Annotated in this window: 12 protein-coding genes; 5 read left to right on the forward strand and 7 right to left on the reverse strand. The window is 63.8% G+C overall.

Going from position 1 to position 11670, the window contains the following annotated elements; all coding sequences use genetic code 11:
* Positions 1-41: 41 nt before the first annotated feature.
* The gene (gene purC / locus KQ307_RS01940; protein WP_259726764.1) at positions 42-797 is read right to left on the reverse strand and encodes a phosphoribosylaminoimidazolesuccinocarboxamide synthase; all 756 of its coding nucleotides are present in this window, start codon (positions 795-797) and stop codon (positions 42-44) included.
* Complete coding sequence (locus tag KQ307_RS01945) at positions 794-1861, reverse strand: hypothetical protein (protein ID WP_259726765.1); 1068 nt, start codon at positions 1859-1861, stop codon at positions 794-796. The genes purC and KQ307_RS01945 overlap by 4 nt, the downstream gene beginning before the upstream one ends.
* A gap of 59 nt (positions 1862-1920) precedes the next feature.
* On the opposite strand from KQ307_RS01945, the gene purD reads away from it, so the two are divergent.
* Together purD and KQ307_RS01955 are read left to right on the forward strand one after the other, a co-directional pair.
* Entirely contained in the window at positions 1921-3249 is a 1329-nt protein-coding gene (gene purD, locus KQ307_RS01950) for a phosphoribosylamine--glycine ligase (RefSeq protein ID WP_259726766.1), read from the forward strand.
* A gap of 74 nt (positions 3250-3323) precedes the next feature.
* Positions 3324-5339 (forward strand): cell wall metabolism sensor histidine kinase WalK, encoded by a 2016-nt coding sequence (locus tag KQ307_RS01955; RefSeq protein ID WP_259702197.1) that lies wholly within the window; start codon positions 3324-3326, stop codon positions 5337-5339.
* A 46-nt stretch (positions 5340-5385) separates the two neighbouring features.
* Here KQ307_RS01955 and kaiC read toward each other — a convergent pair whose 3' ends face one another.
* Genes kaiC through KQ307_RS01970 form a run of 3 tightly spaced genes read right to left on the reverse strand, consistent with a single transcriptional unit; the run spans position 5386 to position 8171 of the window.
* Complete coding sequence (gene kaiC, locus KQ307_RS01960; protein WP_259726767.1) at positions 5386-6927, reverse strand: circadian clock protein KaiC; 1542 nt, start codon at positions 6925-6927, stop codon at positions 5386-5388.
* A gap of 24 nt (positions 6928-6951) precedes the next feature.
* Positions 6952-7308, reverse strand: a complete 357-nt coding sequence (kaiB, locus tag KQ307_RS01965) for a circadian clock protein KaiB (RefSeq protein ID WP_259702095.1) — start codon at positions 7306-7308, stop codon at positions 6952-6954.
* Positions 7308-8171 (reverse strand): circadian clock protein KaiA, encoded by an 864-nt coding sequence (locus tag KQ307_RS01970; protein WP_259702094.1) that lies wholly within the window; start codon positions 8169-8171, stop codon positions 7308-7310. Before KQ307_RS01970 ends, kaiB begins: the two co-directional genes overlap by 1 nt.
* Before the next feature lie 180 nt (positions 8172-8351).
* Here KQ307_RS01970 and rplU point away from each other — a divergent pair, with 180 nt between their 5' ends.
* Positions 8352-8774, forward strand: a complete 423-nt coding sequence (gene rplU / locus KQ307_RS01975) for a 50S ribosomal protein L21 (RefSeq protein ID WP_259726768.1) — start codon at positions 8352-8354, stop codon at positions 8772-8774.
* A 65-nt stretch (positions 8775-8839) separates the two neighbouring features.
* The gene (gene rpmA / locus KQ307_RS01980; protein ID WP_259702092.1) at positions 8840-9106 is read left to right on the forward strand and encodes a 50S ribosomal protein L27; all 267 of its coding nucleotides are present in this window, start codon (positions 8840-8842) and stop codon (positions 9104-9106) included.
* Here the strand turns inward: rpmA and KQ307_RS01985 are convergent.
* Together KQ307_RS01985 and KQ307_RS01990 are read right to left on the reverse strand one after the other, a co-directional pair.
* The gene (locus tag KQ307_RS01985) at positions 9084-9887 is read right to left on the reverse strand and encodes a class I SAM-dependent methyltransferase (protein ID WP_399242349.1); all 804 of its coding nucleotides are present in this window, start codon (positions 9885-9887) and stop codon (positions 9084-9086) included. The genes rpmA and KQ307_RS01985 overlap by 23 nt on opposite strands.
* Positions 9888-9918: 31 nt before the next feature.
* Entirely contained in the window at positions 9919-10692 is a 774-nt protein-coding gene (locus KQ307_RS01990) for a queuosine precursor transporter (protein ID WP_259726769.1), read from the reverse strand.
* A gap of 112 nt (positions 10693-10804) precedes the next feature.
* Between KQ307_RS01990 and truB the strand changes: the two genes are divergently transcribed.
* Complete coding sequence (gene truB / locus KQ307_RS01995; RefSeq protein ID WP_311133767.1) at positions 10805-11665, forward strand: tRNA pseudouridine(55) synthase TruB; 861 nt, start codon at positions 10805-10807, stop codon at positions 11663-11665.
* Positions 11666-11670: the final 5 nt, after the last annotated feature.

The following is an 11670-nucleotide window of genomic DNA, read 5'->3' on the forward strand; positions in this document are numbered from 1 at the left end:
TTCTCCGAGGCAACGCGGCTAAGCCGCAAATTGGCGTGACCTTACCGGTAGAGGTGGGGTTCAGGGCAAACACCTTGGACCCGTTTGAAGACCTCCCCATAGGCTTCGATCACCCCGCCGAGATCCTGGCGGAACCGATCCTTGTCCAGAATGCGGTCGGTTGGGTCCTCGATGCGGCCATCCCAGAGCCTGCAGGTGTCGGGACTGATCTCATCGGCGAGCACCAGCTCACCATCAGTGGTGAAACCGAATTCCAGCTTGAAATCCACCAATTCCAGCTCCACCTGGGTGAACAGCTCCCGCAGCTCGGCGTTCACCCAGCGCGCCAGCCGCTCCAGTTCACAGCGCTGTTCCGGGGTCACGAGCGCCAGTCGCTCCAGCCTGGCTTCGGTGAGCAGTGGATCGCCGAAGGCATCATCCTTGTAATAAAGATCCAGCAGCGGCGGCTCCAGAACGGTGCCTGGGGCGATCGGCAGTTGCCGGCAGAGCGAGCCGGCCGCCACGTTGCGGATCACCACTTCGAGCGGGATCACCCGGACCGGACGGACCAGCATCCAGCGATCGCCGTCGATGCCCAGGTAATGGGTGGGGATGCCCGCCAGCGCCAGCCGTTCGAGCAGCAGGGCCGAGATCCGGCAGTTGAGTGGCCCCTTGCCGGGCAGCTGGGCTTTCTTGAGGGCATTGAACGCCGTGGCGTCGTCCTTGAACTCCACCGCCAGCACGTCGTCCCGGTCCGTCTGGAACACCCGTTTGGCTTTGCCCTCGTAGAGCAGGGGACCGAGCTGATACGTCGTCATGGTGAAGGGAGGAGAGTCGGGCCATCGGCGGGGCTGGCGGCGTGCCCCCCGGCCGCCCGGGGCGAACGCAACTGCCGCTCCAGGTCATCGGCGCGGGCCGTCTGGCCGCTGTCCTGCTGGCGCAGCCGCCATTCGGCGTAGGCATCGTCGATCCGCTGACTCAGCCGCAACCGCCGCGCCGCCGCCGCCGCTCCATCTCCGCCGGCCCGCTGCTGCATGGCCCTCTGCAGATCAAGCAGTTCAGCCGCCATCCCCCAGGCGGCAGCGGCGGCGGCCTGATCCAGGGCCAGCTCCAGCAACCGATCGCGCTCCGCCTGCGGCACGGAATCCAGCAACTGGGCGGCCCGTTGCAGCCGTTCGGCGGCGACACGTCCAGGCAGCCGTCCCGCCAGCAGCAGGGCCGCGGCTTCCTCGTTCCGGCCCAGGGTCGTCAGGTGGTCCGCCAGCACGTCGAGGGCCGGGCGGGTATCGAGGCTGCCGTCCTCCCGGAGCCGCATCGGCAGGGGCATGGCCTCAAGGCTGGCCGGATTTCCTGCCGCCAGCCGCCGCAGGGCCGAAGCGGCGCGGCGGTGGTTCAGCCCGGCATTCGCCGCGCGCCACTGCTGAATCAGCCACTGCTGGCGCTGAACTCCTGGGCCGGGGCCGAAACGATCGAGCACCTCGAGAGCCGCTTCCGGTGCCAGGCAGCTGATCAGGGCATTGGCATTGGCGATCACGACGCCGAAGGGCTGGGGAGCCGGCCACAGGGCCACCAGCCGCTCCCGCAGCAGTCGCAACCGTTCGGTCCGATCAAAACGGGCTGAATCCTGACAGGCCCCTTCCAGCAGCACCAGATCAGCGGACGCCAGGCTCGCGGCGAAGACTGTCTCCTCCATGCCCGGCTCCACCAGACCCGGCTCCACCTGACCCGACTCGATCACTGCCGGCTCGACGGGCAGGGGCAGCGGCTGAGCCAGCGAGGCCAGACCAGCGCCGAGCAGACCCGCCGGTGCCAGGGCCGACGCCCCGATCCAGGCGATCACCCGGCGCCAGGGGTCCGCTGAGTTGTAGAGAAGGAACGGCACGGCGGACGATCCAAGGGGCACAACCTAGGGAACCGCCTCCGCACTACCCGATCGATCCGATGACATCCCAGGCCTCTAGCCCGTCCTTCGCTCCATCCCGGCTGTTGGTGATCGGCTCCGGCGGCCGCGAGAATGCCCTGGCCTGGGCCCTGCGTCGCGCTCCCGCCGTCGAGCGGGTGTGGGTGGCGCCCGGGAATGGGGGAACGGCCAGCCAACCGGGCTGCGAGCCCCTGGCGATCGCCAGCAGCGATCAGGCCGGGCTGATCCGGTTCTGCCACGAGCAGGCGGTGGATCTGGTCGTGGTGGGTCCGGAGGGACCCCTGGCCGACGGCCTGGCCGACCGGCTGCGGGAGGCAGGCCTGGCGGTGTTCGGCCCCGGGGCCGACGGGGCCAGGCTGGAAGCCAGCAAGCAGTGGGCCAAGGCGTTGATGCAGGAGGCGGGAGTGCCGACGGCGGCCCACTGGGCCCCTGCAAGCCTGGAGGAAGCCCTGGCCATTCTGGCGGGTCGTTCCGAACCGCTGGTGGTCAAGCTGGATGGGCTTGCCGCCGGCAAGGGGGTCACCGTCGCCGATACGGTCGAAGCCTGCCGCAGCGCGATCGAGGCGATCTTCGCCGACCGATGCTCAAGCCAGGGCAACGACGACGACGCCAGCGCGCCCCTGGTGCTGGAGGAGCGGCTTTCAGGACCGGAGGTATCCGTCTTTGCCCTCACCGACGGGGCGACGATGGTGCTGCTGCCGCCCGCCCAGGACCACAAGCGCATCGGGGAGGGGGACACCGGACCGAACACCGGCGGGATGGGGGCCTACGCCCCGGCACCGCTGCTCGACGCCGCCGGCCTGGAGCAGGTGCGCCAACTTGTGCTTGAGCCCACGCTGCGGACACTGCAGAAGCGTGGAATCAACTACCGCGGCGTGATCTACGCCGGGTTGATGCTCACCGCCGATGGTCCCAAGGTGATCGAGTTCAACTGCCGCTTCGGGGATCCCGAATGCCAGACCCTGATGCCCCTGCTCGGCGAGGAGCTGGCGGCTGTGCTGCTGGCCTGCGCCACCGGCCAGCTCCACCAGGCTCCCGCCCTCTCGGTGGCGGCACGCTGCAGCGCCTGCGTGGTGGCCGCCGCGGCGGGCTACCCCGAGCAGCCACGGCTCGGCGATCGGATCGAGACCGAGCTTTCCTCGGAGGCCGATCGGCAGCTCTTCCATGCCGGCAGCCGGCTGGATTCCTCCGGCGTCTGCCGCACCGCCGGGGGCAGGGTGCTGGCCGTGGTGGCCCAGGCGGAGGATTTCAACGCCGCCTTCGCCGCCGCCTACGCCGGCCTGGAGCTGATTCATTTCGAGGGAATCAACTTCCGCCGGGATATCGGCCATCAGGTCAGGAGCCTTTAGGGTGCATCCGAACGACGGTTCCGATCGTGACCGCCGCCACTCCAGCCGCTCCCCAATCCGCCGCCGGCACCGCCGTGATCCCTGAGGCGAACCCGACGACCGGAGCCCTTTCCTGGTGGCGGACGTTCCTGCTCTGGTGGGGTGAATTCAGCCTCCAGACCAAGCTGCTCGCCGTGGCCACCCTGGTGGTGAGCCTGATGATGACGGGAATCACATTCTTTGCCTTCCACAGCATCCAGCGGGATGCCCGCATGAGTGACACCCGCTTCGCCCGGGACCTCGGTCTGCTGCTTTCCGCCAACGTCACGCCGCTGGTGGCCGAAAGCAGGGACAGGGAACTGGCAGCGGTGGCCGAGCGCTTCTGGCGCTCCAGCCGCAGCCTTCGCTACATCTTTTTCGCGGATCCTGATGGGGTGATCTATCTGGGGATCCCGATCAGCGCCACCAACGGTGGCAGCGAGCTGCTGCTCAGCCGCCGGCTGGAGCTGCCCGCCGATCTGCAGCGGCGGCCCCAGAACCCCCTGATCCGTCAGCACCTCAGCCCCGATGGCCAGGTGACCGATGTGTTCGTGCCGATGGTGAGCGACGGTCGCTACCTCGGGGTGCTGGCACTCGGCATCAATCCCAATGAGGCGGTGCTGGCCAGTGCCGCCCTCACCCGCGAAGTCACGGTGGCGGTGTTCATCTCGATCTGGGTGCTGGTGATTCTCGGGGCGGTGTTCAACGCGCTGACGATCACCCGGCCGATCAAGGAGCTGCTCGAGGGGGTGCGCTCCATCGCCGGGGGCGACTTCGAGGCCCGCATTTCCCTGCCGGTGGGGGGCGAACTGGGCGAGCTGCTGCAGGGCTTCAACGACATGGCATCCCGCCTGGAGGTGTACGACGCCGCCAACATCGAAGAACTCACCGCTGCCCAGGTGAAGCAGCAGACCCTGATCGCCACCATGGCGGATGGTGCCGCCCTGCTCGATGGGGAAGGGAACATCGTGCTGGTCAACCCCGCCGCACGCCGACTGTTTCGCTGGGAGGGCCGCAACCTGGAGGGGAACGAGCTCTGCGATGAGCTGCCCGAGATCCTGGCCATGGAGTTGCAGGAACCGCTGCACAGCCTGCTGGGTGGCGAGAGGGACACCGCCGATGTTCGCTGCAGCTTCGGGGAGCCGGCCCGCACGCTGCGGATCGTCCTGCAGAGCGTCAAGGATGTCAGCGGTGAAAGCCTCAAGGGCATTGCCATGACCGTCCAGGACCTGACCCGCGAGGTCGAGCTCAATGCGGCCCAGAGCCGGTTCATCAGCAACGTCTCCCACGAGCTGCGCACACCTCTGTTCAACATCAAGAGCTACGTGGAAACCCTCCACGACCTGCGCGATCAGCTCAGCGAGGAGGAAACCCAGGAGTTCCTGGCGATCGCCAATGCCGAAACGGATCGCCTCACCCGACTCGTCAATGACGTTCTGGATCTCTCCCGGCTGGAATCGGATCGGATCTGGAATCTGGAGCCGATCGAGTTACGGCCGGCGATCGAGCAGACCCTTCGCAACTACAGGCTCAATGCCATTGAGAAAGGAGTGTGCCTTGACCTGGAAGTGGACTCCGACCTGCCAAGGGTGATGGGCAACTGGGATCTGATCCTGCAGGTTCTCGACAACCTGGTCGGCAATGGCCTCAAGTTCACCGCCGCCGGCGGCCACCTCAAGCTCAGGGCCTACCCGTGGCCCGATGCCTGTCCGCTCGATCCGAGCACCGCCCCCTGCACAGCCCGGCCATCCTGCGACCTGTCATCGCCGATGCCCCGCCTTCGGCTGGAGATCGCCGATACCGGATCTGGAATTTCAAGGGAAGACCAGCAACGGATCTTCGAGCGGTTCTACCGGGTCGAAAATGCCGTTCACACCGAAGTGGGAACCGGTCTGGGCCTCTCGATCGTGCAGGGGATCCTTGACAAGCACGGCAGCCGGATCCGGATGGTCAGCGAACAGGGTGTCGGCACCACCTTCTGGTTCGACCTAGCCCTTGAGCATGCCGACCACGATGAACTGTGGGTCGACGGGGAGCGCCGTCAGCACGCTCTCTCAGCAGCCAGCCACTGAAGGGTTGCCAGGGAGCGCCTGCAGTGAGTCCAAACGATTGATTGAGTCAGAGCTCCTCGCCGGCGACCCCCCGCACGATCCTCGAGAGTTCGTTGCGCTCGTCGTTGGTGATGCGATGGGGAACGCCGCTGATGATCCGCTCGAAATTGGAGAAGGAATTCCGGATCTCCGGCCCGTCGCTGGTGATCACGAATTCACGGATCCCCTTGTCGTGGGCCGAACCCCGCATCTTGAACACGTTGATCGCCCGGGCCATCTCGCCGCGAATCTCCACATACTGCAACAGCAGAATGGTGTCGGTGATTGTGGAGATATGGGAATCCGTGATTGAGTGGCTCCCCATGAACTCTTCCGATGTATTGGTGAAGAAACCAGCAATCTCCTCCTGCTTGGCATAGCCGGTAACGCCGATCACGAACTGGCGAAAGCTGTTGTGGCTCACCCCCCTGGAGAGGGCGGAGAGAGAGTCAATCGCCATTCTCGATGGCTTGAAATCACTGATCTGGGTTTTGATGATCTGGAGATGATCCTCAAGGCCCGTGGATTCCGGATAAGCGCAGATGATCCGCAACAATCCATCCTGCTCCATCTGCTCAAAATCCATGCCCCAGCTGGTGGCATTGCGCAGGAGCTGGGCGCGGGATTCCTCGAAGGCGAAGACGATCGCCCGCTCGTTGTTCTGGCAGGCATTCTCAACAAACTTACTGACCAGAAGCGTTTTGCCTGTTCCGGTGGCGCCGGTGGCCAGGATGATCGAATCCTTGAAGAAGCCCCCCCCACACATCTCGTCGAGCCGGGCCACCCCGGAGCTGACCCGCACATTGGATGAACGCTGGGTGAGACGCATGGCCCCCAGGGGAATGATGCTCACCCCATTCGCCCCCATCGTGAACGGGAACTCCCCTTTCATGTGGGTCGTTCCCCTCAGCTTGAGAATCTCCACAGTGCGTCTGCGGCGCTCACCCTCGAGCACATTGCGCAGAATGATCACATTGTCAGAAACGAACTCCTCAACCCCGTAGCGGGCAATCGCTCCATACTCCTCAATCCGCTCGGTTGTCATCACGGTGGTGACGCCGATCTCCTTGAGCCTGGCGATCATCCGGAAGATTTCTCGGCGCACCACCGAAAGTGCATCGTACTGTTGAAAAACTGCCGTGATCGAATCAATCGCCACCCGGCGGGCTTTGTATTTGCGAATCGCATAATTAATTCGCTCAATTAATCCAGAAAGATCAAAATTGCCGGCCACATCCTGACCATCAGGATCCGGAGATGCATCCAGAATGAACAGTTTACCCTGGTCGATCAACGATTGAAGATCCCAACCAAAGCTGGACGCATTTCGGATCACATCTCGCGGCGACTCTTCAAAGGTGACGAAGATGCCGGGCTCATCATATTTTTGAATTCCATTGTAAAGAAAATGAAGCGAAAAAATTGTTTTTCCGGTGCCAGAGGTACCGCTGATCAGGGTTGAGCGCCCCGTAGGCAAACCACCCTGAAGAATATCGTCAAGACCCTCAACACCGGTAGGGAGTTTATGAATCTGAGCTGGAAAGTCAGGATTCGGCATGATGTTCTGCATGACAATCTCGAAAGATGAAATCCATCAAAGAAGGGGCGGCTTGGCCGTTTCTTCAGGAGAGTCCATGGAGCCATCGATCAGATCGGTCTCCGAGAGCTCGTCATAGAGAAGATCCAGGCCGATTAGCACGCGCTCACGGTCGGAGAGGTCACCGATGATCCGCCGGACGGGCGGTGGCAGAATTTTGGCCAGGGTGGGAGTGGCCAGGATTTTGTCCTCTTCGGCCAGCTGCGGATTCTTGAGGACATCAATCACCTTGAGCGCATAGACGCCTTTGAACTCCGATTCGAGGATGGTGCGCAATGTCTTGAGCGCTCGCATCGAGTTCGGAGTGTTTCCCGCAACATACAGTTTCAGAATGTAGGCCTTTGGTGGTGGCATCAACACATCTCCTGGCGAGCCGCCGTAAAACCAGAAACCGCTTCAATCTTCTCAAAAAAAGGTTCCGGAGGCAAGGACCGCCGATACATTTCACACAGATGGGCCAGCACATCCATCAAAGCAAGCCGATAATCCCTGAGGAAATCATTCTTCCGTCCCTTGAATTTCAGGAGATTCCAGAACTCATCGATCAAATCCATGTGAATCTCAACTGTCTTGGTAACCGGGATATCACTGAAGAAAACTGTGTTCACGAAACTTTCCAGGGCTTGGTTGGCTGCCGCCGGATCCCTGAAGTAGCTGATCAGCAGGTCTCGGTAGGTTCGCTCCAAGGATTGCAGCAGAGTGCCACGCTCAGGAGCCGAGAGGTTCCGAAAGAAGCGATTGGGATCTCGTTTATAGAACACACCAAGGTATCCGAGCCTTTCCTTGAGGCGGTCGGAGAACTTCCACTTCTGGGGTATTCCAGCCTCGCTGGCCGTTTCCGGCTCGGCAACCTGTCCCCGGCGCAGGAAGCGCGAAATGGCAGCGTCCAGGCTGTAGCTGAGCTGGGGGAGCTGGTCCTTGGCAAGGTGAACTTCGGCTGCATGAAAGTCAAGCTGTCCGGTCACCGGGCCCAGGATGACGGTCGGCAGCACCAGCCCCAGGCTCCAGAGACGCCGCAGGGTTTCGCCGCTCAGCAGGCCCTGCTCGAGCAGAATGGCGTCAAAGCCATCCCATCTCTCCTCAAGAACCGCTCCCGGGTCGGCTTCTTCTCCGAGATCCATCAGCTCGTAGCGGCCTTCCCTCAGCCACTGGCCGCAGGCTTCCCTGAGCAGGGGATCCCTGAGCAGGGATGCGATGGTGAGGGCCGGCTGGACCATCTGCCACGTTCGGCTCTGAGCTGCTGACCTTAGGTGTTGACGACCGGGTGAGTGACGAGCAAGAATGGATATTCCTTGATTTCGCTGGATGTGAGTCTGGCCTGAACAATTCCAAAGCACAGCCGGGGTGGCTTCACCCTCGATCGCTCTGGGATTTGCCTGACCACGCCACCTGTTTCCATGACCAACACCCCTGCCGGCGACGGCGTCCCGGCCAACGAGCTTCCGGCTAACGGAACTCTGGCCAACGGCATATCCCCGGCAGCACCGGGTCCCTACGCGATCGCCGAGGCTTCCGGTCAGCAGTTCTGGCTGCAGCCCAACCGTTACTACGACCTTGACCGGATCCCTGCCGAGGTCGACGCCATCGTCACCCTGGATCAGATTCTCCTGGTGCGTGATTCCAGTGGCACCCGCCTGGGGCTTCCACACGTGCCGGAAGCCACCGTCACCCTCAAGGTGATCGCCCATCGACGCGGACCCAAGATCCTCGTTTACAAGATGCGCCCCAAGAAGAAAACCCGCCGCAAAAACGGCCACCGCCAGGAACTCACCCGGGTGATGGTCGAGTCGATCACCGTGGGCGGCCAGCCCCTCAGCTGAACCCAAGGGCTCCTGCTCCTTACGTCTGTTTCCGCTCTCCTCTCTCCCTTCTCAGGTTTGATTCCATGGCCCACAAGAAAGGCACCGGCTCCACCCGCAACGGCCGGGATTCCAATTCCAAGCGCCTGGGCGTGAAGCGTTACGGCGGCGAAACCGTCAGTGCCGGCTCGATCCTGATCCGCCAGCGGGGTACCTCGGTGCTCCCCGGCCTGAATGTCGGTCGTGGATCCGATGACACCCTGTTCGCCCTGGTGGATGGCGTGGTGAACTTCGAGAGCATCAAGCGAAGCCTGCGCAACCGCAAGCGCATCAATGTGGCGGTTCCTGTCTGAGCCGATAGGCCCTGGCAGTGATCAGAAAGGGGTGGAACACCTCGAGATACCGGTCCTGGAGTGTCTGAAAAAAGCGCTCCACCAGGGCCGGTTCATCGAAATGGAAGGGATACTCCCCCTGGAACCCCTTGAAGAAATACCAGTTGAGCAGGGCTGTGGCGTCGGTCTCCATGCGTGCTGCGAATCCGAGCAACTGAGCCGCCGGGTCCGGCAGATGCTCCAGCACGTCAAGGCAGATGATCGTCTGGAACCGGTCTGGCAAGGCCGGATCGTCCAGGTCCCGGCAAACCCGTAACCGCCTGCTCAGCCCCAGCTCTTCGGCCCGCCGAGTCACAAAAGCGCGGTTGTGGGGATTGAGATCCACGAACCAGACGCACTCCACCGCCGGCAGGGCGGCTGCCGCCAAGGCGTGGCTACCGATTCCACCACCGAAATCGAGCACCTGCCCGCGGGCGAAACGGGCCTGCAGACGCAGGGTTTCGGCGATGTAGTCCGCACTGCCGAGGTGCCAGGCCGCTAACTCGAGGAGGTGTCCCGTACCGACCGTTTCCTCATAGAACGCACCGACCCGCTGCGGATCGAAATCCACCGCACCAGGATGAAGAGCCGCCAGATCGCTGCAACTGGCGGCCAGCCGCTGCTCCAACAACTCCGGAGCCAGCTCAAGAAAAGCAGCCAGTTGCTCCCTGAGGGCAAAGCCATCGAGCAGAAAGCGCTCCACTCCGATGGTGGTGGCACCCACGGCGGAGCTGGCGGATTCGGCCTGGATCAGCTCGGACACAAAGGGGCAGCCACTGGCAACATCCCTCAAGTTAAGGCGAGCTGCTCTGCCCCTCCCGCTCAGGCACCCCAAGCTCCACGCCGTCGCCGGGCACTTCCAACCAGCGACGCAGCCAGGCGACCAGCAGATAGAAGGGAATGGTGTCCAGCAGGGCGGCCACGAACTTGAATAGATAGCCGCTGGCGATGAATGAGCCGAGCTGGGGCAGAACCGGCTCCTCCAGCCGCACCGGCAAGACGTGGGCGGCGTAATGGCTGATCAGCACCACCGCCGAGGTGTCCACCAGCTGGCTGACCATGGTGGAGCCGTTGTTGCGCAACCAGAGCGCCTTGCCGCCGCTGAACCGTTTCCAGAAATGAAACAGGCGGACATCGGTGAACTGAGCGGCAAGGTATGCCGCCATCGAGGCGCCCACCGCCCCGAAAGCCAGCCGCCGCACCTCGAAGAACACCGGCAAGCGTCCCCCTGTGTCGGCCAGGGGCATCCCCCCATCGCCGCCATAACCATCGAGGCCCGGCAACACTCCCCCCAGCCAGAGGATCAGCACGATCCAACCATTGAGCAGCAGGCCCACCCAGACCAGCTGGTTGGCCTTCTGCTCTCCCCAGATCTCGCTGATCAGGTCGGTGCACAGAAATGTGACCGGGTAGGGCAACGCCCCGACCGCCACGACGATCGGCCAACCACCGATGGAGCCGAGGCTGAGAAAACGGGTCAGTCCCAGGATGTTGAGCATGCCCATCGTGCCGAGAAAGAGTCCGGCCAGGACCATGAAGGCCAGATCGCGGCGGTTCTGCAGGGTCAAGGCACAACGGGGCGGGTGATCTGGCACCAGCCTGCTGGGGCGGGGCCCGGATGCAACAGTTCTCTCGTCCCTCCTCACCGCTGCGGCCCTGGACCAACTCTGCGGATTTCTGGTGCTCGACAAGCCGGCGGGACTCACCTCCCAGGCCTGTGTGGCCAAGGTGCGCCGGCGCTATGGCCTCAAGCGCGTCGGCCATGGCGGCACCCTCGATCCGGCCGTGACCGGGGTGCTGCCGATCGCCCTCGGCCCCGCCACCCGTCTGCTGCCCTACCTGCCCGGCGCCAAGACCTATCACGGCCTGGTGCAACTGGGCCTGCGCACCAGCACCGACGACCTCAGCGGCACGGTGCTGGAGAAAGGGGCGGTCCCGAACCTGGATTTCGAGCAGCTGGACAGCTGCCTTGAACACTTCCGCGGACCGATCCAGCAGCGCCCTCCCCAGGTGTCCGCCGTCCACGTCGCCGGAGAACGGGCCCATGTCCGGGTCCGCCGCGGAGAGGTCGTCGAGCTCGAAAGCCGTGCCGTGACGATTCACCGCCTGGATCTGCTCAACTGGGATCAGGGAAGCCAGCAGCTCGAGCTGGTGGTGCACTGCAGTGCCGGCACCTACATCCGGTCGCTGGCCCGGGATCTCGGCGATCAGCTCGGCTGCGGTGGCGCCCTGGCTCAGTTGCGTCGCACCGAAGCGCTTGGCTTCGACCTGGCTGGCAGCGTCAGCCTGGCGCTGCTGGAGGCCGGAGAGTTGCCGCCCCTCCAGGATCCGCTGCTGGCCCTGGCTGGGCTGCCCCGGCACCAGCTCGAAGCCAGCGACTGGACGGCCTGGCGCTGTGGCCGCAGCCTGAACACCGACCTGGATCTGGGCTTCGATCAGGCCGTGGTGGTGGTCAACCCGGATGGCAATCTGGCTGGTATGGCCCGATCGGCCCCGGACGGAAGGCTTCAGCCCCGCCTGGTGTTCGATCCTGCCGGTTGAGTTCT

This window comes from Synechococcus sp. CS-1326 (assembly GCF_025128115.1).
GTDB lineage: Bacteria > Cyanobacteriota > Cyanobacteriia > PCC-6307 > Cyanobiaceae > Regnicoccus.